Consider the following 24,927-nt stretch of genomic DNA (forward strand, 5'->3'; position numbering starts at 1 on the left):
TAAGAGCATAAAGTAGGACCATCATGAGACAGGATCTTTCCGGAAAAGTCGCGGCAATCACCGGCGCCGCCTCCGGCATCGGGCTCGAATGCGCCAGGGCATTGCTGAACGAGGGCGCAAGTGTCGCCCTTGTCGATAGGGCAGAAGACAGGCTGAAGGAACTTTGCGCCGAATTGGGGCCACGCGCCTTTCCCGTCGTCATCGACCTCACCGATCCTGCCAGCGTCGCAACGATGCTGCCGCAGATCCTCGATAAGTTCGGCAAGCTCGATATCTTCCACGCCAATGCCGGCTCCTATATCGGCGGCGAAGTGGTGGAAGGTGATCCGGATGCCTGGGACCGGATGCTCAACCTCAACATCAATGCCGCCTTCCGCTCGGTGCAGGCCGTCTTGCCGCATATGGTGGAGCGGCAGACGGGGGATATCATCATGACCAGCTCCATCGCCGGGCTGGTGCCGGTGGTGTGGGAGCCGATCTACACCGCCTCGAAACATGCCGTGCAGGCGTTCACCCATACGGTGCGGCGTCAGGTCGCCAAGCACGGCATACGGGTCGGCGCAGTGGCGCCGGGGCCGGTGGTCACCGCACTCATCAGCGATTGGCCGCAGGCAAAGCTTGACGAGGCCGTTGCGGCTGGTGGATTGATGGAGGCGACGGAGGTCGCCGAAGCGGTGATCTTCATGCTGTCGAGGCCGCGTAACATCACGATCCGCGACCTCGTCATCCTGCCGCTCAGCACGGATCTTTGACTATGACATCGTATTTTATCGGCATCGACGTAGGCACCGGCAGCGCCAGGTCAGGGGTCTTCGATGGCAGCGGCAAGCTGCTCGGTTCCGCAAAACGGCCGATCACCATCTGGCACGAGGCCGGCCATATCGTCGAGCAGTCGAGCGAGCAGATCTGGCAAGCCATCTGCGGCAGTGTTCGCGATGCCGTTGCTCAAGCGGGGATCACAGCCTCCGACGTGGCGGGTATCGGCTTCGACGCGACATGCTCGCTGGTCGCCGTCAAGGCCGATGGATCGCCGGTCGCGGTCGGTCCTTCTGGCGATCCCGCCCGCAATATCATCGTCTGGATGGATCATCGCGCCGCCGGGGAGGCGGCGGAGATCAATGCCGGCGATCATGAGGTGCTGCGCTATGTCGGCGGGCGTATCTCGCCGGAGATGGAGACGCCGAAGCTCCTCTGGCTGAAGCGGAACCTGCCGCAGTCCTTCGCCGCCGCCGACCATTTTTTCGACCTGGCCGACTATCTGACATGGCGCTCCACGGGTTCTCTCAGCCGCTCGGTCTGCACCGTCACCTGCAAATGGACTTATCTCGCCCACGAGAAGCGTTGGGATGCGGCCTATTTCAGGGATATCGGCCTGTCCGAGCTTGCCGACGAAGGATTCTCAAGGATCGGCACAGACATTGTCGATCCGGGCTCGGCCCTTGGTGGCGGCCTCATTGAAAGTGCCGCCCGCGACCTCGGCCTTGTCGCTGGCACGCCGGTCGCCGCATCAATGATCGATGCCCATGCGGGCGGGATCGGCACGCTCGGGGCTCAGGGCGCGGACGGTAAGGTCAATCTCGAAAGCCGTCTCGCCTATATTTTCGGAACCTCGGCCTGCTCGATGGCGTCGAACCAGGTGCCGATCTTCGTCGACGGCGTTTGGGGTCCCTATTATTCGGCCATGGTGCCGGGGCTGTGGCTCACCGAGGGAGGCCAATCCGCGGCCGGTGCTGCCATCGACCATCTCGTCACCATGCACCCAGCCTCCGTCAAGGCGCAATCCAAGGCTGAGGCCGCCGGTCTATCGCTCGTCGCCTGGCTCGACCGTCGGGCAAGCGAAGCCTGCCCAAATTCGAAAGAGGCGGTGACGCTTGCGAAGTCGATCCATGTCGTGCCGGAGTTTCTGGGCAACCGGTCTCCCCATGCCGACCCTGACGCGCGCGCGGTGATTGCCGGGCTTGGTCTGGAGGATGATATTTCGAACCTCGTTTCGCTCTACGTTGCCGGCCTTTGCGGCATCGGTTACGGCCTCAAGCAGCTCATCGAAACACTCGCCACGAATGGCATCGTCATCGACACCATCGTTGCCAGCGGCGGGGCGGCGCAAAGCAAGCTGGTGCGCCAGCTTTTGGCCGACACGACGCATATCCCGGTTGCCGTGACCGACACGGATGAGCCGGTGCTCCTTGGCGCTGCTATGCTGGGCGCTCTTGCGTCCGGGCGCTACCAGTCGCTGGATGCCGCCATGCGGGCTATGTCGCGATTTTCGCAGGTTTTCGAACCTGCCGGTGGTGCGACGGCTTCTCTGCATGGGAAACGCTACGAGGCGTTCGAACGATTGCAGCGCGCCGAGAGAGAGGTGCGGGCGCTCTTTGCCGATGCCGCATCCGCTGGATAATGTGGATGTCCAGGATCAGGCATGCGGTGGCAAAGCCGCACCGGCGAGCTTCGTTTTGACCCAGTCGGCAACGCGGTAATAGCGCAGCGTCATCTGCGGTGCGAAACCCATATAGAAGGGTGCCGCCGAGAGCTGCTCGATCTTCAACGCGAGATCCTTGTCGGGGACACCCTTGGCCCATTCGGAGAGAATACCGCCGAGCATGCTGCCGGTCGGGACGCCGCGGCCGGAAAGGCCGGTGAGCGCGACGACGCCCGGCGCCAGGTCGTAAAGCCGCGGCACGGTCCTGTATTGCATGTCCAGCTCGCCGTACCAGAGATAGTCCCAGCGGATATCCCGCTTGATCTGCGGGTGCAGCCATCGCAACCGGTCCGACATCACCTGATGGGTATAGGCGAGATCGCGGCCGCGCCGCCCCATGGGAAACATTGAGGCGACGATCCGGCCTTCGGCATTGTACTTGTAGACGTAGATATCGCCACGCCCGTCGTGGATCGTGGTGTTTCGCGGCAGGACGCTCAGCCGTTCGTCGTCGGAAAGCGGCTGGGTCGCCGCGACGAAGACCTTCTGGATCTTGAAGGTGCGGTCGAGCTTAGGCCAGCCGCCGACGGTGTAGGCGCCTGTGGCGAAGATAACTTTGTCGGCAAGCACGGAGCCTTTTTCGGTTTTCACCGCCCAGCCCGCACCTTCGCGTTCGCAACCGGTGACCGGCGAGCGCGTATAGACGTGGCCGCCTTCCTGGATGACGGCGCGTGCCAGTCCGCGCGCGTAACCGAGCGGATTGAGATGGCCGCCCTCTTCATGCAGCCAACCGCCGTAAAACCGCGGACTGCCGGTGATCGCCTCCGCCTCGGCTCTGTCGATAACCCGGGTGCGGGCACCGACGGCGTTATAGTCGCGGGCTTTCGTTTTGAGCGTCTTGATAGCCCAGGGCGTATGGGCGCCCATGACATAGCCGTTCTGCTGCCACTCGCATTCGATCTGATAGCGCTGGATCATGTCGGAGACCTGATCGTTGGCGCGCGTCTGACGGGCGATCAGCCGTTCGGCCCAGGGCTCGCCCAGCATGCGGCGAAGCTCCGGCAGGCTGTAATGCGTGAAGGTCGGCGTGCAGTGGCCGGCATTGCGGCCTGAGCCGCCGAAGCCGATCTCCTGCGCCTCAAGCAGCACGACGCGCACGCCATCCTTGGCCAAAGCGAGAGCGGTGGTGAGGCCGGTATAGCCGCCGCCCACCACACAGACATCGGCCTCCACGCGGCCCTCAAGCGCCGTCGTTACTGGAGCTGCGGTCGCAGTCGCATACCAGAGCGACGTTGCGAAAGGAGAAAAGACCGGCACCGTCATCACCTTTCTCAGTTGAGGTCGCTGCGCGCGTCCAGCGCATCGCGCAAGCCGTCGCCAATGAAGTTAAAGCTGGTGACGGCAAGCGTGATGGCGACGCCGGGGACGATGGCGAGCCATGGCGCGCTGGCCAGATATTGCTGCGCGCCGTTCAGCATGTTGCCCCAGCTCGGCAGCGGCGGCTGGATGCCGTAGCCGAGGAAGCTGACATAGGCCTCGAGCAGGATGGCGCGCGCGACCGTCAGTGTGGCGGCGACGATGATCGGGCCAATGGCGTTCGGCAGCAGTTCGCGGAACATGATCCATCTGTTGGTAAGCCCGAGCATGCGTGCGGCAAGCACGAAGTCGCGTTCGCGCAGCGAGCGCACCTCCGCCTCGACGATGCGTGCTGTTTCCATCCAGCTCGTCACTGCGATGATGACCGTGATCATGAATGGGCTCGGCTTGATGAAGGCGGCGAGCGCCAGCAGCAGGAAGATGCCGGGGAAGGACAGGAAGGCATCAACGAAGCGCATCAGAAACATGCCGACGCGCCCGCCATAATAGCCCGCGACAACACCGATCGTGGTGCCTATCAGGGTGCTGAGCACCATGGCGAAGAAGCCGACCAGAAGCGAGATGCGGCCCGCCATGAACAGTCGCACGGCAACGTCGCGCCCGAGCGGATCTGTTCCGAAAATATGGTAGCCGGCCGTAAAGGGCGGCGCGAAACGGGCGCGCAGGTCGATGAAGAGCTCGTCATAGGGAAGCAGCGACGGCCCGATCAGGCAGGCAAGAATGATGGTCGAGATCATGGCGACGCCGAGGAGGGCGAGCTTATGGCGGGCAAACCGGCGCAACGTCCGGTTCTGCCACCAGCGGCTAGGCGCGAAGACCGGCGGGGAGAGAGTTGCGGGGGAAGAGGAAGACATGTCGTTTCTCCTAACCGAGCCGGACGCGCGGATCGACGAAGGCAACCAGCAGATCCGCGAGCAGATTGCCGATCAGCACGAATATCGCCGAGAACATCAAAAGGCCCATGACGACGGGGTAGTCGCTGTAGCCCAGGCTATCGAGAAAGAGCCGCCCCATTCCAGGCCAGGTGAAGACCGTTTCGGCCACCAGCGCGCCGCCGAGGATCGTCGGCAATTGCACGCCGGCAAGCGTGATCATCGGCAGCAGCGCGTTTCCGACGACATGCCGCATCAAGACGCGCCGTGGCGACAGGCCCTTGGCCTTGGCGGTGCGGACGAAATCCTGGTTGATGACATCGAGCGTGGCGGTTCGCATATAGCGGCTCCACACGGCGATGTTGACGAGAGCGAGCACCAGGCTCGGCATGATCAGATGGATCGCATAGTCGCTGAACGAGCCGTTGCCGACCGTGTACATGTTGCCGGCCGGCAGCCACTTCAGTTTCAGCGAGAAGATATAGATGGCGATAAGGCCGAACCAGAAGGTCGGGATCGACAGCGCCACCATGGCGCCGATGGTGGCGCTGTAGTCGAAGATCGAATAGCGCTTGGTCGCGCCCTTGATGCCGATCCAGGTGCCGGCCGCGATCGCGATCACCATCGAGGTGCCCATCAGGAGCAACGTTGCGAAGAGGTGGCCGAGAATGATCGACAGCACCGGCTGGTTATCGCGATAGGAGTGACCCCAGTCGCCCATCAGCATGTGCCGCAGCCAGTCGAGATACTGGATGGGCAGGGGACGGTCGAGGCCCATCTGCGCAGCGATACGGTCGAGCGCCTCCTTGGTCATGCCCGGCGTCAGCGTAAATTGCGACAGCGGGCCGCCGGGTGCGAGGGTGAGAACAGCAAAGCCGATCATCGATACGAGCAGCAGCAGTATCAGGCTCTGCCACAGGCGACTGAGGAGATAGCGCAGCATGGCATTCGTCTCCGATGGTTGCGAGATGGGAAGCGTTCCAGCCCTTCGGCCCCTCATGGGTCGAAGGGCTGGAACGGGACGATCAGGCCTTGGCCCAATACCAGGTACCGACATTCCATGTGTCGATACGCACGTTGATGTTGGGGGTGACGTTTTCGACCCCCACCTTGTGACCGCGCACGGTCGCATACTGGAACAGCGGCAGGAAGGGCAGGTCGTGGCGCATGACCTCCTGGATCTTCTGATAGACCTTCTTGCGCTCCTCCGGCACGAAGATCTGACCGCCTTCCGCCAGGAGCTTGTCGACTTCCGGATTGGCATATTGCCAGGAGTTCTGACCGGCTCCGCCCTTGGCGGTGATTGCGGTGGAGCGGAAGTAATCCGACGTGTCGGGATCGGAACCGGTCTGGAAGTTGATGCCGACGACGACGGAATCGAACTTCGACATTGTCCAGTAGTCACCCCACATGACCGCCGGCGGCAGGTTGGAGATGGTGAGTTCCACGCCGATGTCCTTGAAGGTCTGCTGCATGAACTGCTGCACCTGTTCGCGGATATGGTTGCCGGCGGTGGTGGAGTTGGTGAAGGCAAGCCTGACGCCGTCCTTCGCGCGAATGCCGTCGGCACCGGGCTTCCAGCCGGCATCGTCGAGGATCTTCTTGGCCTTGTCAGGGCTGAATTCCTGCTTCGGCAGATCCGGATTATAGTAGAAGGACTGCTGCGGAATGTAGCTTTCGGTCGGCGTCGGCAGGCCGTAATAGAGCGCGTCGATGATCGTCTGCTTGTCGATCGCGTAATAGAGCGCCTCGCGCACCGCCGGGTCCTTGAACTGCGGCCGCTCCATGTTGAAGCCGACGGATTCGACCGTGGCGGCCGGTACGACGGCGACAGCCTTGCCATCCAGCGCCTTGGCCTCGTCGTAGTGGTCCGGCGTGATCCATTGCAGGCCGACGACGTCGATGTCTCCGGTCTTGAACTGTGTGTAGAGCACCGTCAGGTCGGGAACATATTTGTAGACCAGGGTTTCGAGATAGGGGCCGTCGCCGAAATAGTCGGTATTGGCCGCAAGCGTGATGTGATCGCCGGGGATGCGCTCGACCCATTTGAACGGGCCGGTGCCGACCGGTGCGTTGTTGAAGGGGGCGGTATTTTTGTCCTTGGATGCTCCGAGGATATGCTTCGGCACGATGAAGGTCATGGCGAGGATCGAAGGGTAGGGCGCGAACGGCTTTTCCATCCGCCAGGTGATTTCCGTCGGCGAGACCACGGTCAGATCACGCACCAGTTCGTGGCCTGTCTTGCGCCAGCTGCGGAAATCCGGATCGACCATCAGTTCGAGAGTGAACTTGACGTCTTCGGCGGTGAACGGCGTACCGTCATGCCACTTCACACCATCACGCAGCTTGATCTTCCACTGAAGGCCGTCAGCCGAGATGCCACCGTTTTCGACGGTCGGGACTTCGGTTGCGAGCGAAGGTGAGAACTTGCCCTCAGGGGTGACGATGAAGAGCGGATCGAAGACGCTGAAATGGATGCCTTCATCGACTTCGATGTGGATCAGGTGCGGATTGAAGACGGTCGGCTCCTGCGAAAAGCCGATGACGAGCTGGCCGGTCGGCTTGGCGGGCGGTGCCGCGAACGCTTCGCTGCGACCGAGAATATTGGGCATGATCAGCCCGGAAGCGCCGAGTGCCATCATGGTCAGTGCCTGACGGCGGGTGGGTTTCAGGAGGATAGTGTCGTTTGCATCGGACATGTTGGTTCCCCTTTTTGTTGGTAGGACGTTGGCTGTTCTTCTCTCTTGTTGTTTTACTGCCTTCTTTTGGCGGGCAGGTCAGAAACCGCTGATCAGTTCGATCTTCGAACCGTCGTGGAAGCGGGAGAAACGGAAGTTCTTGCGGTCAACGATCGGCGGCTTGCCGGTGACGATATCGGCCATCAATCGGCCGGCGGCCGGACCGATGCCGAAACCGTGGCCGGAAAAGCCGGTGGCGATGTGGAAGCCCGGAATGCTGTCGATCACGTCGATCACCGGCACGGCATCCGGTGTGACGTCGATATAGCCAGCCCAGCGCTGGGCGATCTCGGCCTTTTCGAACACCGGGAAGGCTTTCTTGAGATTGGCAAGTGCCGTATTGGAAAGCTTGGTCGATGGCTTCGGGTCGAGAACGCGGCAATATTCGAAGGGGCTTGCCTCGTCCATCGCCCAGCGGTCGGGAATGCGGACCTCATCGAAGAAGCGGCCGGAGAGGCGGAAATTCAGCGAGCGCCATTCCTTTTGCAGCGCCGGAAAGAATTTGCCGGCATAGCGAAAGGACTTCGGCACGATGTCGACGATGTTCTCGTGGCCGGAGGCGATGGTGTAGCCGCCGTCCTGGCGCTTGCGCAGGGCAAAACCATTGGCCCAGATCGCCTGCTCGGGGCCGCCTTCCAGCGGCTTGGTGCGCAGCACGGAGTTCATCACCTTCAATTGCGGCAGGTCGAGCCCGAACATGCCGGCAAACAGGCTTGACCAGGCGCCGCCGGCAAGCACGACGGCCTTGCAGGCGATTGGGCCGCGCTCGGTGATGACGCCGGAGATCCGGCCAGCAGCCGTCTCGATGCCACGCACGGCGCATTCGGTAAGGATGGAGGCGCCCTTGTCGCGGGCAGCTTCGGCCATCGCCGGCGCTGCGCGCTGCGGCTCGGCGCGGCCATCGGCGGCGGTGTAGAGCGCGCCCTTGATGTCCATCTGCGAACCGGGAACGAGGTTTTTGAATTCGGCGCCGCTGACCATGCGGCTTTCGAACTGATAGCCCTCGAGATTGCGGTTCCAGCGCTCGTGGTCGGCATATTCCTTGTCGTTGGCGCAGGTGAAGATGATGCCGGCGCGCTTGTATCCGGTATCGCGGCCGATGCGTGTGTCGAGCGTGCTCCAGATGCGCAGGGCTTCCGCCATTAGCGGCACTTCGCGCGGATCGCGTCTGGAGATGCGTACCCAGCCCCAGTTGCGGCTCGATTGTTCCTGACCAATACCGCCTTTCTCGCACAATGCGACGCGCAGGCCTTGCTCGGCCAGTTCCAGGGCAGTCGACGTGCCGATGATGCCGCCGCCGATGACGACGACGTCGACTTCCTTGGGCAATTCAGCGTCCCCGTGAACGGGGACCACATAGGGGCCGGGCATGGTCAGAAAGACTCCTCTAGCTGGCAATTGATAGAAAATTCCGCGACGCTCGCCTCGTTCGGCAGGTCGATCAGCATGGCAATGATGCGGGCAAGATCGCGCGGATCGGTCATCTCGCTGTCGGCCTTGCTCGTGAGGGCGCGCGCCATGTCGGTTGCGACGAAGCCGGGGCAGATGGCTGTGGCGCGGATGCCGAGATCGAAGCCGATGTGGCGTATGGCATGGGCAAGCGCGACAGCTGCGAATTTGGAGACGGCATAGAGCCCGGAGTTCGCGGATTTCACCCGCTTTCCCGAGAGCGATGCGACAATGATGATCCGGCCTCGGCCGCTTGAGGCCAGTGCGTTCCAGGCAGACTTTGCCAGCCGTCGCGGCGCCTTGACGTTCACCTCGAGCAGATCGTCCAGGTCGGCATCATCTGCCTCGATCACGGTCTTGGCGACGATAATGCCGGCATTGGCGACGACCGCGTCGATGCGGCCAAAGGCGCTGAGCGTCTTTTCGGTCCATGATGACGACGCATCGGGATCGACGGCATCATAGGCAAAGATGCGGACGCGGGCGGGGTCAGCCCAGGCGGGCATGACCGGCTGGCGCATGCCAAGCGACAATCGCCAGCCCTTGGTGGCAAGTTCCTCGGCGAGCGCCGCCCCGATCCCTCGGCTGGCCCCCGATATCATTGCGACCCGTTCTTCATTCATGCCCGTTCTCCATGGCCAGGCCGTTCATGATTGCGCAGCGACGCGCCGATAGGTGCGGCGCAGGATGTCTATGAGGAGCTTGTGTTCCTCGTCGCTGATGTCGGAAAAAAATTCGCGTGATTGCCGGGTGACGATACCGCGCACGCGCTCGGCCAGTTCGCGCCCTTTTTCGGTGATGTAGAGTTCCTGCGCGCGGCTGTCGTCCGCCGAGGTCTCGCGAAAAAGAAGTCCGTGCTCTTCCATCTGGTCGACCAGCCGGCCCGTCGCCGAACGGTCCTTCAGGATAAGCTTGGCAATGGTGGAAGGCCGGATACCGGGATTACCATCGACGAGAAAAAGGGTGGTGATCTTGCCGGTTCCGCGCGCAACATCCAGCCCTTCGAGCTTCTCATCCAGGTCGCGCGAAACGGCCAGGTTGATGCTGCGGATATAGAAGCTCAGCGTATCCTCAAGGACATCGATATCGATGTCCTTTACGGAAGTCGGCGGACCTTTGGTCGGCGGCAGCATGGCTCGGAACCTTCGGAAGGCAACAAAATAGCGTTCCCGCAGGCCCGGTAGGGCAGCAGGTGCATTATTATTGGCGGCGGATCGTCGCTGGAATTTATGATCGTATGAAAGGACGGATAGTGGACGAATGCAACTATTTTCTTTCGTGGCGCGATAAGTTTTTGAGTAGAAAGAAAAGATGCCTATTTCTGAGACACACGGATCTCTCGACGTAGGCATTGACGACAGTAAATGTGCATCATTCGCATGGCCGGTGATGGGGTTTGCGGGTCAGCCCGTCGCTTCCCAATCGCTGCCGGGAATAGCGGCGAGCAGGCGTTGCGTATAGGCGTGCTCCGGCGCTCGGAAGATCTGCGAGGGCGGCCCGCATTCGACGATCTCGCCCTTGTACATGACCGCGACCTCGTCGCAGATCTGGCTTGCAACGCGCAGGTCGTGGGTGATGAAGATCATCGCCACTTTCGTATCCTGCTGGATCTCCGCGAGAAGCTTGAGGATCTGGGCCTGGATAGAAACGTCGAGAGCGGACACCGCTTCGTCCGCCACCAACAGCACGGGGTCGAACATCAAGGCCCGGGCAATGCCGACACGCTGGCGCTGGCCTCCGGAAAACTCATGCGGGAAGCGGTCGAAGGCGCCTTCATCAAGCCCGACGCGTTTCAGAAGGCGCAGCGCCTTGGCCTTTGCCTCATGCATCGGCAAGCCGTGTGCGATCGGCCCGACGGTCAGGATCCGGCCGATCGTGTGGCGTGGATTGAGCGAGGCAAACGGATCCTGGAAGATCATCTGGATATAGGGACGCAGCGGGCGGAACTGCTCGTCCGTCAGTGCGGCGATGTCGCGGCCGTCAAACAGGATCCTGCCGCTGTCGGACTTCAGAAGCTTCAACAGTACCCGACCGAGGGACGATTTGCCGGAGCCGGATTCGCCGACGACGCCGAGCGTGCGTCCCTTGCGGATCGAGAAGCTGACGTCGTTTACCGCCTGAACCGTCCGCGCCTTGGAGAGGAAGCCGCCGCCGGCGCGATAGGTCTTGTTGAGCTTTTCAACCTCCAGCACGACAGGCGTATCGGCTATGGCATCGCGATCCCTCGTCGTCATTCGCGGCACCGCGGTGATCAAGCGCTGCGTATAGGGGTGAATGGGCGCATTCAGCACCTGGTTGGCCGTTCCCTGTTCGACAAGATGGCCCTTCTCCATGACGATCACCCGGTCGGCGATCTCTGCCACCACCCCGAAATCATGGGTGATGAACATGACGCTCATCTTCTTGCGCCGCTGGATCTTGCGGATCAGTTCCAGGATTTGCGCCTGCGTGGTCACGTCGAGCGCGGTGGTCGGCTCGTCGGCGATCAGTACGTCCGGATCGAGCGCCAAGGCCATGGCGATCATCACGCGTTGCCGCTGCCCACCGGACAGCCGGAAGGGATATTGATGCTGCAGGAGATCGGGATCCGGCAGGCCGACTTCGTTGAGCAGTTCCTTCACTTTCTGCCGCCGGCTCTCCGGTGTGCCGACTTTATGGGCATCCAGCACCTCGATGATCTGGTCACCGATCGTCATCAGCGGGTTGAGCGCCGATAGCGGGTCCTGAAAGATGATCGAGACGGCCCGTCCCCTCAGACCTTGGAGCGTCACGTCGTCCGCGCTCACCAGGTCCACGCCTTGGAACCAGATCGAGCCCGCCGTCACCTGGATAATCGACGGTAGCAGGCCCATGACCGCGCTGGCAGTCACCGATTTTCCCGAACCGGATTCCCCGATGATGCAAAGGATCTCGCCATCCATCAGATCGAACGAGACATCGTTCACTGCATGCGGGCGCTCCATGGCTTTCGGCAGGCTGATCGTCAGGTTCTTGATGGAGAGAACGACTTCGATCTTTGAGGGTTGAGCGGCATCGATCTGCGTCATGGGGAGCCTTCCTTTGCATGGAATGTCTGCCTGTGCTCCAGATCGGTCGGGGCGGCCGATCACGGACGCGAACTAAAACGCAAGAAGCATGCCGGTCCGCGCCCGCGTACAATTCACCGATCAGTTCAGCCTGGCAAGCGTTCTTCCCTCTTGGTCGAAGAGATGACAGGCGGCCGGGTCGATCTGGAGGGCGATCTGCGTGTGCAACGGGGTCGTGTCGGTGCCTTCCTTCTGAACGACAAGGGACTGGTCGGATGCGATATCGACGTGGAGAACCGTCAGGCCGCCGAGCCGTTCGGCAAGGATCGCCTCCCCGGTGAACTGGCCGCCCTGGCCGATGCGGATATGTTCGGGGCGGATGCCCAGCGTCAGCGTCGAGCCGGCCTTCACCGCTCCGGCTGCGACCGGGACTGTGATGGTGTTTCCGCCCGGCAGCGCGACGGAGATGCCGCCGGGGCCGGTCTTCTCGACGGTTGTCGTCAGAAGGTTCATCTTCGGCGAGCCGATGAAGCCGGCGACGAAGATGTTTGCGGGGCGATTGTAAAGCTCGAGCGGCGAACCGACCTGCTCGATGCGACCGCTGTTGAGAACCACGATCTTGTCGGCCATGGTCATGGCTTCGATCTGGTCGTGGGTGACGTAGATCATCGTCGCGGCCAGCCTTTCGTGCAGGCGCATCAGTTCAAGCCGCATGTTGACGCGCAGCGCCGCATCGAGATTGGAAAGCGGCTCGTCGAACAGGAAGATTTTCGGATTGCGCACGATGGCGCGGCCGATGGCGACACGCTGGCGCTGGCCGCCCGACAGATCCTTCGGTCGGCGGTCGAGCAGATGCGTCAGTTCGAGGATCTGGGCGGCGTCCTTCACCTTCCGTTCGCGTTCGGCCAACGGAATACCGGCGATTCTAAGCGCGAAACCCATATTCTCGGCAACCGTCATATGCGGATAGAGCGCATAGGATTGAAACACCATCGCCAGGCCGCGCTGCGACGGATCGATGTCGTTGGACCGCGTGCCGTCGATCACCAGATCGCCGCCGTTGATTTTCTCCAGGCCGGCGATCATGCGCAGAAGCGTGGACTTGCCGCAGCCGGAAGGGCCGACGAAGACGACGAATTCGCGGTCGTCCACGTCTAGATCGATGCCCTTGATCACTTCGAGGGCGCCGTAGGTCTTACGGGCGTCGCGGAGTGTGAGATTAGCCACTGCTGGCCTCCTTTGTGCCGGCGGAAATATCCGCGTCAGGATTGTCCGAGCCGACAAGGCTCGATGGTTCAGAGCTGGCTTGCGCCTCGCTTCCGAGAATGAGGCTGGCCGCACCGATCAGGCCCGCATGTCGCCCAAGCTGTGCGGCAACGATCGGCACATCGCGATAGGCCGGCATGGCCCGGTCGCGGATTGTCGCCATGATGGTGTCGTGAAGAAGATCGAACCCATGGGATATGCCGCCGCCCATCACCAGAACATCGGGTGAATAGAGGTGGAGCAGGTTGGTGAAGCCGATCCCGAGCCATCGCGCCTCGGCATTCAGCAGTTCCAGCGCCAGGGCATCGCCGTTTCGCGCCGCGTCGACCACATGCCGTCCGGTTACATCGGCGTTGGCTGAAAGCTTTCGCAGCATCGAGCCATCAGATCGCCGGGTGCGAGCCGTTGCCTGCCTGCCGAGCGCCGTGCCGGAGGCGACGGCCTCAAAGCAGCCGACTGCGCCGCAAAAGCATCGTTCACCCTCGTTGGTAATCGTCATGTGGCCGATTTCCGCTGCCAGACCACGTCTACCGTGCAAAATTCGGCTATCGGTAATCACGCCGCCGCCGATGCCGGTCGAGACGGTGACGAACACGATCGATCTTGCACCACGGCCGGCGCCATATCGCCATTCGCCAACCGCCGCCGCGTTCGCATCGTTTTCAAGCCGCACCGGCAATTGGAAACGGCTGGAAAGAATATCAGCGAGGGGAACCTCGTTCCATCCGGTCAGGGTCGGCGCCGCAATGACGACGCCAGCCTCCGGATCGAGAGGGCCGGGGGCACCGATCCCGATGCCGATGGGCAGAAGATCAGGCGTTTTCGCCAGTACCGTCGCTGCCAGCACCTCGATTTGCCGGATCACCGCATCAGGGCCTTCGGCTGCTTGCGTCGGCACGGCGGAAAACGACAGAAGGTTTCCCTCCTCGTCCACCAGTGCGGCGCGAAGCTCGGTTCCGCCGAGATCGAAGGCAAGAGCGACCTTTTTCACGAAATCCGGCTCTCCAGTCCATGCAGCCATTCTATCCGCTTGCCCAGGTCCTTATCGCCGAAGGCGAGCGACCCGAGAACGACCGTCTGTGCCCCAGCCGCACGCAGCTCCGGCACTGTCTGCTCGCGAATGCCGCCATCGGCGGCCAGGATGACCTGATCCTCCCGGCCCGCTTGCTTCAGCAGTGCCCGCGCCTCGATCAGCCTGCCGCATGCCTTTTCGGAAAGACTTTGTCCTTTGACGCCGATCGAGGTGCCAAGCAGGGTCACGAAGGCGACGTGGTCGATGAACGGCTTGATCGCCGAGACGGGCGTTTCCAGCCGCAGCACGACGCCGGCTTCGGCGCCGAGCTCCTTTGCAAGCGCAACCGCACGCAAACCCGCTTCGCCGTTTTCGGCATGAACGCTGATGAGGTCGGCGCCTGCTTCGATGAACTGGCGCGTCTGTTCTTCGACGATTTCGGCTTCGACCATCAGATGAACATGGATCGGCTTGGCGGTCGATTTGGCGATGCGCGCGACGAAATCCGGAAAGAACAGGAAGCCCGGCGTGAAACGTGCATCGGCGACATCGATATGATGCAGGTCGACATAGGGCTCAATGCGCTTGAGATCGGTTTCCATATTGGTGAGATCAGCCGACCAGAGCGAGAATTCGCCCAGCAGTCGATTGCGGGGCAGGGCGGCGATGGCCGCCGGGCCTGAAAGGGTTTTGGACGTCATGATGGCACGAGGCTCCGGATTGTCTTGGATGCGAGGAAACGGGTTATGGCGTCTTGGACTTCGGCGAAATGCCGTTGTTTGTCGGCGGCCTTGGGGGTGACTTCGACAAAGCTTGCGCCGGGAATGGTGTCGGCGAGCACCTGTGCGCAGGAGAGGGGATGGATTGCATCCTGCTCGTTGCCGATGATCAGGGTGGGAATGGCAAGTGCTGCCGCTGCCGCTTGTGACACATCAGGTCCATCGGCCGCGATGTCGGCCAGCACGGATGCGAAAGCGACCGCATTCGGCCGGTCGAAATAGCCAAGCAGGGACGCGAAATTATCGGGCGCATCCGCCTCGATCCGCTTGCCGATCTCGGAGCCGGCGAACAGCGCCCGCGCCTCGTCGATCGGATGCGAGCGGAGCACGGCTGCCACCGCGCGGATCGGCTCCAGATTGTCGGGTGCTGCGGCAAAGGTCCAGGCGGGACGGACGAGAACGAGCGCGGCAACACGCTCCGGGTGACGATGGGCGAGATGCAGGGCAAGTGCCGCGCCCATGGAAATGCCGCCGACGACAAAGCGGTCAAATCCGCGCTCGGTCGCAGCAGCCAACACATCCTCGGCGAACATATGCAGTGAAAAGGGTCGTGCGGTGCCAAGCGATGACGCGCCATGTCCGCGGCATTCCACCGTGACCCGCCGTACATTGTCGGCCGGTGGAAAGGTTTGCACAACCTGCGCCCCGTCCCCACCCAGGCCGTGCTGAAATACGACGGGAAGCCCTTGCCCGCCGCCGAAGACGGAAAGGCTGGCATCGTCACGGATGAAAGCCATCGTTCCGCCCATCAGACCAATTCCTGGAGAAAGGCGGAGACCAGGGGTGCTTCTGCTGCAGACAGTCCGTGGGTGACGAGCGGTCCGTCAAAGCCGACGGCTTTCAGCCGCGCAATGAAATCGGGGAAATCCACGACGCCTTGCCCGGCGGTTGCGAAACGTCCGTCGGCATAGCGATCCTTCGCATGCGCCATGGCGATATGTCCGCCTGCGGTTTCAACCGCGCGCTCGACGATATCTCGGGCTTCCGGCGGCGTTGCGCTTTCGAAGAGGTTGGCTGGATCGAGGACGATCCGCAGCCTTTTCGATCCCATCTCGGTGATTAGCCGCTTTGCGTCTTCCGCCGAGGTGACGATATTGGCCTGTTCCGGCTCGATGCCGAGATCGACGCCATGTTTTTCGGCCAGCGCCAAGGCTTTCGCCATTTCTGTCGCCATGTCGGCCCAGGCCGAGGGATCGGTATTATCGGGATGATGCGCCCATTGGTCGCTTGCATGACGGGTGCCGGTGCAGAGCGTGACGAGCGGAATGGAAAGGGCGGCGGCTGTCTCGATCACGACGGCAAGCTGGCGGAGTCCCGTTTGCCGCACCGAGATGTCCGGATGGGCCATATTGTAGGTTCCGGAGAGGGCGACCAGCGAAACGCCAGTCGTTTCCGCTGCTGCCTGGATCGCTGTTATGACGGAACCCGGCACGGCGTCGGGCATCGACGGCAGCCCGCAGCAGGCAAGGTTGAACTGGGTGGCCGCATAGCCGCTGTCGCGCACCGCCGACAGCACACTCAGGGGATCTGTCCCCGGAAATGTCTTGGCAAAGATCCCGAGCTGCATCAGACGGCCCCCGTCACGGATGCCAGCTCGACCCGTTCGCCGGTCTCCACCGATCGCGCGATCGCGACCATGGCGCGGATCGAAGCGATACCGTCCTCGACATTGGCACCGCGCATCGGCGCGCCGTTCAGTGCTGTATCTGCGAGACCCTCGAGCTGCCTGCGGAAGAAGTGCCCGTCGGCACCGAGCGGCTTCCGGCTCGTCGCATCCTTCTCATGGAAGATCTCGACCTCGCTGGAGCGGAAGTACCAGGGATTGAAGGTCTTTGCGAGCACGGAGCCGTTCTCGCCATAGAGCTGAAAGCCCTCGTGCCAGTCCATACGGACGGCAACAGTGAGATCGAGATGGCCGAGGGCGCCATTGGTGAATTCGGTCTCCACGAACCAGCAATAGGCGCCGGCGCGTTCCAGCAAGCGGGCGCGCACGGCGACGATATCGCCGCAGAAGAAGCGGGCGGTGTCGACCAGATGCGAACCATGCGCCAACATGAAATATTGTTTGAGATCGGCCTTCGGATTGCCGCCCGGCTTGCGCGCAAGCTTGCTGGTGATCGGCAGTGGCTGCACAGCGTCAGTGTTGGTGTAGCGGTGGGTGGAATCGCAATACCAGGCCTTCAGCGCGAAGATCTCACCGATATCGTCGCGAACGAAATCGCGCGCGGCCTCCAGCGCCGGGTCGAAACGCTTCATGTGCCCGACCTGCAGGATCTTGCCGGAGCGCTTGACGGCATCGGCAAGCTGCTGCCCTTCCTCGACGGACACACCGATCGGCTTTTCGCAGAGCACATGCTTGCCGGCTTCGAGCGCCTTGACGGACATCGGTACGTGATAGGCGTCGGAGGTGGCGACGATCACGGCTTCCAGCTCGGGATCAGCCAGCATGGCGTCGTAGTCGCTGAACATCTTCTGCGGCTCGTAAGTGGCACCCATGCGGGCCAGCAGGTCCGGTGCTGCGTCGCAGATTGCGTAGAGATCGGCATTCCGTGCCTTCACGCAGGATTGCAGATGCGCGAACTGGGCAATTGGCCCGCAGCCGAGCACACCAACACGAAGACGGCGATTTTCCTTCTGGATCATGGTCTTCTTCCTCAGGCTCCGTAGCTGCGCATGGTTTCGCGGTTGGTCTTCACTGCGGCGACGGGATCGGCGCCTGCCGTCTCTGATTCCTCTTCCAGCACCAGCCAGCCGTTGAAGCGCGGCGCCTTCGCGACGAGATCGATCACCGCCGGCGTGTCGAGGATGCCCTTGCTGAGCATCGCCCAGCGATCGTCGGCATCGACGTCCTTCAAGTGCAGATAGCGGATGCGGTCCTGATAGGTTCGCATGGTGTCGAGGATGTCCTCGTGCCCGCGCAGGATATGTCCGGTATCTGGAACCCAGCCGACCAAAGTAGAGTCGAGAAGCGCGAAGATCCGATCGTAGTCGGCGCGATCGAAGAGCAGGGTGTTGTGGTGCGAGCTCGGATGAACGGCGACATCGACGCCGGATGCCTTGCCGAGCGCGCCGGCGCGATTGTAGAACTCGGCCGCAATGGCGAACTTGTCGTCGCGTGGCCCTTCGGAGACAACCGTTGCCGAACCGATCGAGACCAGCGCGCCAGGAAACTGCGCGGCATAGTCGATCCAGCGCTGCGTCGTCGAGAGATCATCGTTGATTGCCTCGGCAACCGTAAAGCCGCTCTTCGAGCCGAAGGCGAAGGAGACGAGCTGTAAGCCGCCATCCTTCAGCGCCTTGGCGAAGTCGCCCGGCTTTGCGGCGTAGTGGCCGATCATCGTGTCGGTGATTTCGATGCCCGAATAACCGCCGGCGGAAATTGCCGAAAGCAGGTCGTCGGCTGTTCCGGTCCAGGCCTTGCCGAGCATTTCCCATGTAAACGTCTGGCAGCCGACCTTCAGATCGCTAGTCATGTCACTATTCCTTGATTCCGCCCTGTGTCAGGCCTTCGATAATGTGTCGTTGGAAGAAGAGGACCAACACGATCAGCGGCACGGTGACGACCGCCGAAGCCGCGGCGATGTCTCCCCAGGGCACGTAGTATTGGTTGGTGAAGTTGGCGATGCCCACTGGAATGGTCTGGGTGCCGCTATCCGATGTGAAGGCGAGCGCGAACAGAAACTCGTTCCAGGCGGTGATGAAGGCGAGCAGGCCTGTCGTGACCAGGCTCGGCAGCGACATCGGCAGGATGATATGCCAAAGCAGGCCGATAACGCCGACGCCATCCATGCGCGCCGCTTCGTCGATCTCGCGCGGCAGTGTCTCGAAATAGCCAAATAGTACCCAAGTCACCAGCGGCAGCCCGAGCGCCAGATAGGTGATGATCAGCGCGGTATAGGTATCCAGAAGGCCGAGGTCGGAGGCGAGGAGATAAAGCGGGCCGACGAGCGCGATCTGCGGAAACATCGAGACCGAGAGGATCACCGTCAAGATCCCGAAGCGTCCCTTCACATCGAGACGCGACAGCGCAAAGGCGGCGAGCGAGCCGACGATCAGGCAAAGGGCCGTGGTCGCCAGCGACACGACCAGCGAATTCCATAGATAATGATGCAGACCCTTTTCCACGAAGGCATTGTAGTAATGCTCCAGCGTGAACGGGCTCGGGATCAAAGACGGCGTTCCCTCCGTCAGTGCCCTGTCGAGCTGGAACGACGTGGAGAACTGCCAGAGGAACGGGCCGGCGGACCAGACGAGGATGAGGAGCGCGCCGAGATAGATCATCACGCTTTGAAACGGGGAGCGGGTGTCGTTCATGTTGTCTTCCTGATCTGTCGGACGAGGAAGAGGCAGAACACCACGGCGATCAGCCCTTCGGTGATGAACATTGCGGTCGAAACGGCCGAGCCGTAGCCGAACTGCAGCGTCGAGAAGAGAACCTTGTAGGACAGCGTCGACAGCGTTTCCGTGGAATCGGCCGGGCCGCCGCCGGTCAACACATAGACCAGATCGAAAACGCGGAAGGCGTCCAGCGCCCGGAAGAGGCCGGCGATCAGCAAGGTCGGCAGCAGCAGCGGCAGGCGGATGTTCCAGAAGATCGTCCAGGCCCTGGCGCCATCCATGCGCGCGGCTTCGATCAGTGATTTCGGCACGGTCTGGAGCCCTGTCAGTAGCAGCAGCGCCATGAAGGGCGTCGTCTTCCAGACATCGGCGAGAATGATTGTCGTCAGTGCCGTATCGGGCGAGCCGTACCAGTTCACATTCTGATCAATCAGCCCGAGATGGAGCAGGATGAAATTGATGATGCCGTGCTGGCCGTCGAACAGCCACCCGAACATTTTGGAGGTGACCACGGTCGGCATCGCCCAGGGAACCAGCATCGCCGCGCGGATCACGCCACGGCCGGCGAACGCTTCGCAAAGGATCAGCGCCATAGCGAGGCCGATCAGGGTCTCGAGCGTGGTCGAGGCGACGGTGAACCAGATCGTATGCCACCAGGCATTCCAGAACGGCGGATCGGCGAGCAACTGCACATAATTGGCAATGCCGATGAAATCATTGTCCTGCGTGATCAGCGAACGGTTGGTGAAGGAGAGATAGACGCCATTGACGATCGGATAGAAGGACACGGATGCAAGCGACAGGAAGGCCGGCAACAGCAGCAGCCAAGGCCAGAGGGCGCTTGGAAGCGCCCTCGTCGTTTTCGGGGTTCGGTCGGACATGGGGACCGTGACTGCGGCAGCCATATCAGGCAACGATCTTGTTGATCTGATCGGCGGCGGCCTTCAGCTCAGCCTGAACATTGCCGCTGACCAGCGCCTTGGAAATGCTCGACTGCAGCGCCAGAGTCACCTTGGCATATTGCGGCGTGATCGGCCGGGGTGTGGCGCCGGTGAAGACGCTTTGTAGGCTCGCCATGAACGGTTGTTCGGCCTTCAGCTTCGCATCCTGGAAGATCGCCGGGCGTGACGGTGCAAGACCGAAATTCAGTGCAAGACGGGTCTGGGTTTCCGGAGACGACATCCAGGTCAGGAACTCGATCGCCGCTTCGCGCTTCTTGGAATTGGCGTTGACGCCGAGCTGATAGCCGCCGAGACAGGCAGCACTCTTGCCCCCGGCAAAATGCGGCAACGGCGCGACGGCGACCTTGTCCACCACATGCGAAGCTTTCGGATCCTGCGCGATCGGATAGACATAAGACCAGTTGCGCATGAACATCGCTTCGCCCGATGTGAAGGGCTGGCGCGAAGGCTCTTCATCCCAGGAGAGGACGTTCTGCGGGCTGATCTTGGTCTTGTTGATCGTATCGTAGAGGAACTGGATCGCCTCGACCGCCGCCTTGTCGCCGATGACCGAGGATTTGCCGTCGGGCGAGAGAATAGAGCCGCCATTCGAGGTGATGATTTCCACGGCATCGCAGATCAGGACTTCTGCCTGCTTGCCCTGCCAGAGATAGCCGAACTTCGCGTCGCCCGCCTTCTGCGCGGCTGCCGCCATGGTCGCCATGTCATCCCAGGTCTCGGGAACCTTGCCGCCATGCTTTTCCACCAGATCCTTGCGATAGTAGAACATACCGGAATCGACGAACCACGGGAGCGCGGTCAGCTTTTCATTGTAGGTACAGGCCGCAACCGTTCCGGGGAAATAATCGGCACGCTTTTCCTTCGGGAAATATTCGTCGAGCGGCAAGGCCCATCCGGCAGCCGCGAAACCGGCGATCCAAACCACGTCCTGAGTGAAGACGTCGGGGGTTCCGTTGCGGCGGGCCAATTGTTGCACAAGGCCCTGATAGACCTCGGTCGACGAGCTTGGTGGTGGCAGTTCGATGAACTTGACCGTGATCCGGTCTTGCGATTCGTTATAGGCCTTGACGAGATCGCCGAGGCCTTCCTTGCCGAAGAAACTGGCGCTGGCAAAGCTGATCTCGGTGCGATCGGCGGCGCGCGCAGGGCGCATGCCCAGTCCCGTTGTGGCGGCAAGGGTCGCCGCGCCGACTGCAGCGCTTGCAGCACCCATCAACATCTGGCGGCGGTCGAGCAGTGTGGAAAATACGGCCGCGTTTGAGCCGGCCGGCGTCTTCTTGAAATCAGACATGATTTCCCTCCCAGGAAAACTGGCGACCTCCAAAATCTCCGCGCCAGTATTGTCGTATGTTTCATAAAAAATTGTCGCGCGTCAAGAAATAAGATGCTTTAACTCACTTTAAAGCGCGTCGGGTTGATATGGCTATCGGTGACGTGCGGGTTATCGGGTCCAGGGAGGATTGAGGAATATGACTGGGAACACAAAGGCAAAGCTGGGCATTGGCATCGTCGGCTGCGGCAATATTTCAATGACTTATCTGCGTAACGCGGCGCTGTTTGCCGGCGTCGAGTTGCGTGCTTGCGCCGATATTTCCGCCGACGCTGCGGCTCTTCGCGCCAGCGAATACGGCATTCGGCCGCTGAGCGTTGATCAACTGCTCGCAGATCCCGAAGTCGATCTCGTTCTCAACCTCACCATTCCGGCCGTGCACTTCGATGTCACCATGTCAGCTCTGTCCGCGGGCAAGCACGTCTTCACGGAAAAGCCGCTGGCGACCTCGGCTGCCGAAGGGCGGACCCTTGTGGCCGAGGCGAAGACACGCGGCCTGCTTCTGGGTTCGGCACCCGACACGTTCCTCGGTGCCGCCGGCAGGCGTGCCCGCCGTTTGATGGAGGAAGGCGCAATCGGCCGCCCGGTTAGCGGCACCGCCTTCATGATGGGGCGCGGCATGGAGCACTGGCACCCCAATCCGCAATTCTACTACCAGCCCGGCGGCGGCCCGGTTTTCGATATGGGACCTTATTACCTGACCATGATGGTGAACTTGCTTGGCCCGGTGGTGCGCGTCATGGCGATGGCGACGAAGGGCCAGGAGGAGCGCCTGATCACCGCGGACGGTCCGTTCAAGAACACGACCTTCAAGGTTGGTACGCCGACCAACGTCTTGTCTTTGCTCGAATTCCAGTCCGGCGCGACTATCAATTTCGGCGCATCCTGGGACGTCTTCCGCCATTCCAACCATCCGATCGAGCTGCACGGCACCGAAGGCTCCCTTCGCCTGCCGGATCCCGATACGTTCGGCGGCACGGTCTCGCTGTCGGAACGTGGCGCCGACTGGCGTGATTTCGACAGCGACGGCGAGCTTTACGGCAAGAGGAACTGGCCATTCGCTGCCCCCGATCGCGCGAATTATCGTATGCTCGGCGTCGCCGATCTTGCGCGGTCACTGGAGGAGAAGAGGGCGCCGCGCGCATCCGGCGAGCTTGCGCTGCATGTGCTTGAGGTCATGGAGGCTATTCTTGCCTCCGGTGAAAGCGGCCAGTCGGTCCGCATCGGCGGAGATCTGGTACGTCCGCCGCTTCTTGGCGAAGACGAAGCGCGCAGCCTCCTCGCCTGAATATCGAAAGGAGAGCCGACATGACAGAACAGCTCGATGAGAGTGCTCGACGCCTTCTCGACATGAGCAATCGGTCGAACGCCCGGCCGTTTGAAACCGGCACGCCTCTGGAGGCCCGTGTTGACTACAATGCGGGCTGCCCAACCGTTCAGGGCGCCCGCGAGACAGTCGCCTCGGTGGAGGATCGTCAGATCGACGGTCCGAACGGTCCGATCACCCTGCGCATCTATCGCGGCATCGGCGCACGATTGAGGAATGGTCCCAGCCTCCTTTATCTTCACGGCGGCGGCTGGGTGATCGGCAATCTCGATTCGCACGATGAGATCTGCCGCTGGTTCGCCAATCTCGCGCAATGCACCGTAGTCTGCCCGGATTACCGGCTGGCGCCGGAACACAAGTTCCCGGCCGGGCTGACGGATTGCGCCGCAGCGCTGGCTTTCATGGCGGATTCCGCCGCCGATCTCGGCATCGATCCCCAGCGGATTGCGGTCGCTGGCGACAGTGCCGGCGGCAATCTCGCCGCCGTGCTGGCGCTGATGGCGCGCTCCGGTGACGCCCCAAAGCTTACGGGGCAAATGCTCATCTATCCGAACACGGACGCCGCACAGACGGCCGATAGCTATCGCCGTTATGGCGAAGGCTATGGCCTGACCGCATCGGCGATGAAGTGGTTTCGCGACCACTATATCCGCACCGAGGCCGATATCGCCGACTGGCGGGTCTCGCCGTTACGAGCTGACAGTGTCGTCGGGGTTGCGCCGGCCTTCGTGATCACGGCTGGGCACGACATTCTGGTGGATGAGGGTCTGGCGTATGTCGAGCGGTTGAAGCGGGAGGGAGTGTGCGTGGTGCTGCGCCACCGGCCCGGCCAGATCCACGGCTTTATGTCGATGGGACGATACATACCCGTCGCACGGCAGGCCGTGGAGGAGGCCGTGGAGGCATGGCGCAGCTTTGAAGGTGCCCATGCGTAAACGGAAAGCAACGTTGTCCTATGCCGATTGCCGCATGACCAGCGTCCCATCGAGTCTGACTTTGTGGGCAATCGTCTGAACCGGCGTGTCCGTGTCGCCGAGCAGCGTCAAAAGCGTGTCGACGCTATTTGCCGTCATCGCCGCAAAATCCTGCGCCATTGTCGTCAGCGGCGGGCAGGTGTAGCGGCTAAGCGGATGGTCGTCATGGGCGGCCACACGCAGGTCACCTTTCTTGCGGCCGACTTTCAGTCCATGCGCAAAGGCGGCTGCCATCACGCCGAAGGCGAGGCGGTCGTTGGCGCAGAGGATAGTCTTGCCCGGAAGCGCCCTTGCGTTCAGCATCTCGTCCATCTGCTCGTATCCGATGCGCTCGAAGTCCCATGTGTAGGCCGCATTGGTCTTGATCACCACCGGCTCGTAGCCAGATGCCTCCATCGTGGCGATATAGCTCGCCAGTCGCTCCGGCGAGTTGTGATTGACATGGGGAATGTCGAGATAGACCGGCGCCTCTCCGGATCGGCAGAGATATTCGACGATGGTCGCGACGCTCTGGTAGTTGTTGTTGCCGATAAACGGCGTGTTTCCCTCGATATAGGTATCGAAATAGACGAGAGGTACGTTCTGCGCGAGCTTCTCGAATGCACGCGGGTCGGATTTCTGTCCCAGTGGCGCGGCGAGCGTGCCCGCTACCTTTAATGACAGCATGGTGCTGACGGCTTCGGCCTCCAATTCCGGCAGTCCGTGTGAGGAAAACACGATCGGCCAATAGCCCTCATAGCGCAGCCGCAACTCCAGGCGGTTGACCATTTCGGCGTAAAATGGGTCGGTGAGGGCCGGCACAAGAATGCCGATATTGCGGGTTCTCTTCCGATTGAGATTGCGCGCATAAATATTAGGCTGATAATCGGACGAGCGGAGGGCCGCTTCGATCAACGCGCGCGTCACCGGCTTGACGCTCGTCGGGTCATCGAAATACTTTGAGAGGGTGGGTCGGGAGACGCCGCAGGATTTCGCGAAATCCTCCATTGTCTTGTGCGTCATTTTTTCCATCAAAAGTCGACCATTTCTCGAGCCGATCCGCCCATCTGGGACTTGTT

At 61.8% G+C, this 24,927-nt stretch carries 23 protein-coding genes; 4 read left to right on the forward strand and 19 right to left on the reverse strand.

Annotated features, from left to right (window positions below):
- Window positions 1–23: 23 nt before the first annotated feature.
- Together PMI03_RS28475 and PMI03_RS28480 are read left to right on the forward strand one after the other, a co-directional pair.
- Window positions 24–752: an SDR family oxidoreductase gene (locus tag PMI03_RS28475; protein ID WP_007702385.1), complete on the forward strand. Its 729-nt coding sequence runs from the start codon at window positions 24–26 to the stop codon at window positions 750–752.
- A gap of 2 nt (window positions 753–754) precedes the next feature.
- Entirely contained in the window at window positions 755–2,398 is a 1,644-nt protein-coding gene (locus tag PMI03_RS28480) for an FGGY-family carbohydrate kinase (RefSeq protein ID WP_007702388.1), read from the forward strand.
- Window positions 2,399–2,413: 15 nt separating this feature from the next.
- Here PMI03_RS28480 and PMI03_RS28485 read toward each other — a convergent pair whose 3' ends face one another.
- From PMI03_RS28485 to PMI03_RS28570, 18 genes are all read right to left on the reverse strand, one after another.
- Window positions 2,414–3,736: an FAD-binding oxidoreductase gene (locus PMI03_RS28485; protein WP_309574494.1), complete on the reverse strand. Its 1,323-nt coding sequence runs from the start codon at window positions 3,734–3,736 to the stop codon at window positions 2,414–2,416.
- 14 nt (window positions 3,737–3,750) lie between these two features.
- Window positions 3,751–4,650 (reverse strand): ABC transporter permease, encoded by a 900-nt coding sequence (locus PMI03_RS28490; protein ID WP_007702394.1) that lies wholly within the window; start codon window positions 4,648–4,650, stop codon window positions 3,751–3,753.
- A 10-nt stretch (window positions 4,651–4,660) separates the two neighbouring features.
- Window positions 4,661–5,611 (reverse strand): ABC transporter permease, encoded by a 951-nt coding sequence (locus tag PMI03_RS28495; protein WP_007702396.1) that lies wholly within the window; start codon window positions 5,609–5,611, stop codon window positions 4,661–4,663.
- 82 nt (window positions 5,612–5,693) lie between these two features.
- On the reverse strand, window positions 5,694–7,367 hold the full coding sequence (locus PMI03_RS28500) for a peptide ABC transporter substrate-binding protein (protein WP_007702399.1): 1,674 nt from the start codon (window positions 7,365–7,367) through the stop codon (window positions 5,694–5,696).
- A gap of 78 nt (window positions 7,368–7,445) precedes the next feature.
- Entirely contained in the window at window positions 7,446–8,777 is a 1,332-nt protein-coding gene (locus PMI03_RS28505; protein WP_007702401.1) for an FAD-binding oxidoreductase, read from the reverse strand.
- A gap of 2 nt (window positions 8,778–8,779) precedes the next feature.
- Window positions 8,780–9,478, reverse strand: coding sequence for an SDR family NAD(P)-dependent oxidoreductase (locus PMI03_RS28510; protein WP_007702404.1), 699 nt, complete (start codon window positions 9,476–9,478; stop codon window positions 8,780–8,782).
- Between the two features lie 24 nt (window positions 9,479–9,502).
- Window positions 9,503–9,988 carry a MarR family winged helix-turn-helix transcriptional regulator gene (locus tag PMI03_RS28515; RefSeq protein WP_007702407.1) on the reverse strand — a complete coding sequence of 162 codons (486 nt, stop codon included), beginning with the start codon at window positions 9,986–9,988 and terminating at the stop codon, window positions 9,503–9,505.
- Between the two features lie 270 nt (window positions 9,989–10,258).
- Complete coding sequence (locus PMI03_RS28520; RefSeq protein ID WP_007702410.1) at window positions 10,259–11,902, reverse strand: ABC transporter ATP-binding protein; 1,644 nt, start codon at window positions 11,900–11,902, stop codon at window positions 10,259–10,261.
- Window positions 11,903–12,022: 120 nt separating this feature from the next.
- Window positions 12,023–13,108, reverse strand: a complete 1,086-nt coding sequence (locus tag PMI03_RS28525) for an ABC transporter ATP-binding protein (protein WP_007702413.1) — start codon at window positions 13,106–13,108, stop codon at window positions 12,023–12,025.
- Complete coding sequence (locus tag PMI03_RS28530) at window positions 13,101–14,138, reverse strand: ROK family protein (protein ID WP_007702415.1); 1,038 nt, start codon at window positions 14,136–14,138, stop codon at window positions 13,101–13,103. The genes PMI03_RS28525 and PMI03_RS28530 overlap by 8 nt, the downstream gene beginning before the upstream one ends.
- Window positions 14,135–14,860, reverse strand: coding sequence for a ribulose-phosphate 3-epimerase (locus tag PMI03_RS28535; RefSeq protein ID WP_007702418.1), 726 nt, complete (start codon window positions 14,858–14,860; stop codon window positions 14,135–14,137). Before PMI03_RS28535 ends, PMI03_RS28530 begins: the two co-directional genes overlap by 4 nt.
- Window positions 14,857–15,687: an alpha/beta fold hydrolase gene (locus PMI03_RS28540; RefSeq protein WP_007702422.1), complete on the reverse strand. Its 831-nt coding sequence runs from the start codon at window positions 15,685–15,687 to the stop codon at window positions 14,857–14,859. The genes PMI03_RS28535 and PMI03_RS28540 overlap by 4 nt, the downstream gene beginning before the upstream one ends.
- Complete coding sequence (locus PMI03_RS28545; RefSeq protein WP_007702425.1) at window positions 15,687–16,505, reverse strand: sugar phosphate isomerase/epimerase; 819 nt, start codon at window positions 16,503–16,505, stop codon at window positions 15,687–15,689. Before PMI03_RS28545 ends, PMI03_RS28540 begins: the two co-directional genes overlap by 1 nt.
- Window positions 16,505–17,581 (reverse strand): Gfo/Idh/MocA family protein, encoded by a 1,077-nt coding sequence (locus PMI03_RS28550; RefSeq protein ID WP_007702433.1) that lies wholly within the window; start codon window positions 17,579–17,581, stop codon window positions 16,505–16,507. Before PMI03_RS28550 ends, PMI03_RS28545 begins: the two co-directional genes overlap by 1 nt.
- A gap of 11 nt (window positions 17,582–17,592) precedes the next feature.
- Window positions 17,593–18,411, reverse strand: coding sequence for a sugar phosphate isomerase/epimerase (locus tag PMI03_RS28555; RefSeq protein ID WP_007702437.1), 819 nt, complete (start codon window positions 18,409–18,411; stop codon window positions 17,593–17,595).
- Window positions 18,412–18,415: 4 nt separating this feature from the next.
- Entirely contained in the window at window positions 18,416–19,252 is an 837-nt protein-coding gene (locus PMI03_RS28560) for a carbohydrate ABC transporter permease (RefSeq protein ID WP_007702440.1), read from the reverse strand.
- Entirely contained in the window at window positions 19,249–20,157 is a 909-nt protein-coding gene (locus PMI03_RS28565; protein ID WP_229202630.1) for a carbohydrate ABC transporter permease, read from the reverse strand. The genes PMI03_RS28560 and PMI03_RS28565 overlap by 4 nt, the downstream gene beginning before the upstream one ends.
- Window positions 20,158–20,182: 25 nt before the next feature.
- Window positions 20,183–21,529, reverse strand: a complete 1,347-nt coding sequence (locus PMI03_RS28570; protein ID WP_007702446.1) for an ABC transporter substrate-binding protein — start codon at window positions 21,527–21,529, stop codon at window positions 20,183–20,185.
- A gap of 178 nt (window positions 21,530–21,707) precedes the next feature.
- Here PMI03_RS28570 and PMI03_RS28575 point away from each other — a divergent pair, with 178 nt between their 5' ends.
- Window positions 21,708–22,856, forward strand: coding sequence for a Gfo/Idh/MocA family protein (locus PMI03_RS28575; RefSeq protein ID WP_007702449.1), 1,149 nt, complete (start codon window positions 21,708–21,710; stop codon window positions 22,854–22,856).
- Between the two features lie 20 nt (window positions 22,857–22,876).
- Window positions 22,877–23,830, forward strand: coding sequence for an alpha/beta hydrolase (locus tag PMI03_RS28580; protein WP_007702452.1), 954 nt, complete (start codon window positions 22,877–22,879; stop codon window positions 23,828–23,830).
- Window positions 23,831–23,848: 18 nt separating this feature from the next.
- On the opposite strand, the gene PMI03_RS28585 is transcribed toward PMI03_RS28580, so the two are convergent.
- On the reverse strand, window positions 23,849–24,880 hold the full coding sequence (locus tag PMI03_RS28585) for a LacI family DNA-binding transcriptional regulator (protein ID WP_007702455.1): 1,032 nt from the start codon (window positions 24,878–24,880) through the stop codon (window positions 23,849–23,851).
- Window positions 24,881–24,927 lie beyond the last annotated feature (47 nt).

Origin of the sequence: Rhizobium sp. AP16 (genome assembly GCF_000281735.1) — a bacterium.
Taxonomy (GTDB): Bacteria; Pseudomonadota; Alphaproteobacteria; order Rhizobiales; family Rhizobiaceae; genus Rhizobium; species Rhizobium rhizogenes.

What these genes read in the sequence shown, in the direction of transcription:
- PMI03_RS28490 (WP_007702394.1), bottom strand. Translation starts at nt 4,650, where the DNA reads ATGTCTTCCTCTTCCCCCGCAACTCTCTCCCCGCCGGTCTTCGCGCCT.
- PMI03_RS28500 (WP_007702399.1), bottom strand. Translation starts at nt 7,367, where the DNA reads ATGTCCGATGCAAACGACACTATCCTCCTGAAACCCACCCGCCGTCAG.
- PMI03_RS28550 (WP_007702433.1), bottom strand. Translation starts at nt 17,581, where the DNA reads ATGATCCAGAAGGAAAATCGCCGTCTTCGTGTTGGTGTGCTCGGCTGC.
- PMI03_RS28585 (WP_007702455.1), bottom strand. Translation starts at nt 24,880, where the DNA reads ATGGAAAAAATGACGCACAAGACAATGGAGGATTTCGCGAAATCCTGC.
- PMI03_RS28495 (WP_007702396.1), bottom strand. Translation starts at nt 5,611, where the DNA reads ATGCTGCGCTATCTCCTCAGTCGCCTGTGGCAGAGCCTGATACTGCTG.
- PMI03_RS28505 (WP_007702401.1), bottom strand. Translation starts at nt 8,777, where the DNA reads ATGCCCGGCCCCTATGTGGTCCCCGTTCACGGGGACGCTGAATTGCCC.
- PMI03_RS28475 (WP_007702385.1), top strand. Translation starts at nt 24, where the DNA reads ATGAGACAGGATCTTTCCGGAAAAGTCGCGGCAATCACCGGCGCCGCC.
- PMI03_RS28510 (WP_007702404.1), bottom strand. Translation starts at nt 9,478, where the DNA reads ATGAATGAAGAACGGGTCGCAATGATATCGGGGGCCAGCCGAGGGATC.
- PMI03_RS28565 (WP_229202630.1), bottom strand. Translation starts at nt 20,157, where the DNA reads ATGTCCGACCGAACCCCGAAAACGACGAGGGCGCTTCCAAGCGCCCTC.
- PMI03_RS28520 (WP_007702410.1), bottom strand. Translation starts at nt 11,902, where the DNA reads ATGACGCAGATCGATGCCGCTCAACCCTCAAAGATCGAAGTCGTTCTC.
- PMI03_RS28580 (WP_007702452.1), top strand. Translation starts at nt 22,877, where the DNA reads ATGACAGAACAGCTCGATGAGAGTGCTCGACGCCTTCTCGACATGAGC.
- PMI03_RS28575 (WP_007702449.1), top strand. Translation starts at nt 21,708, where the DNA reads ATGACTGGGAACACAAAGGCAAAGCTGGGCATTGGCATCGTCGGCTGC.
- PMI03_RS28560 (WP_007702440.1), bottom strand. Translation starts at nt 19,252, where the DNA reads ATGAACGACACCCGCTCCCCGTTTCAAAGCGTGATGATCTATCTCGGC.
- PMI03_RS28515 (WP_007702407.1), bottom strand. Translation starts at nt 9,988, where the DNA reads ATGCTGCCGCCGACCAAAGGTCCGCCGACTTCCGTAAAGGACATCGAT.
- PMI03_RS28570 (WP_007702446.1), bottom strand. Translation starts at nt 21,529, where the DNA reads ATGTCTGATTTCAAGAAGACGCCGGCCGGCTCAAACGCGGCCGTATTT.
- PMI03_RS28535 (WP_007702418.1), bottom strand. Translation starts at nt 14,860, where the DNA reads ATGACGTCCAAAACCCTTTCAGGCCCGGCGGCCATCGCCGCCCTGCCC.
- PMI03_RS28540 (WP_007702422.1), bottom strand. Translation starts at nt 15,687, where the DNA reads ATGGGCGGAACGATGGCTTTCATCCGTGACGATGCCAGCCTTTCCGTC.
- PMI03_RS28545 (WP_007702425.1), bottom strand. Translation starts at nt 16,505, where the DNA reads ATGCAGCTCGGGATCTTTGCCAAGACATTTCCGGGGACAGATCCCCTG.
- PMI03_RS28555 (WP_007702437.1), bottom strand. Translation starts at nt 18,411, where the DNA reads ATGACTAGCGATCTGAAGGTCGGCTGCCAGACGTTTACATGGGAAATG.
- PMI03_RS28480 (WP_007702388.1), top strand. Translation starts at nt 755, where the DNA reads ATGACATCGTATTTTATCGGCATCGACGTAGGCACCGGCAGCGCCAGG.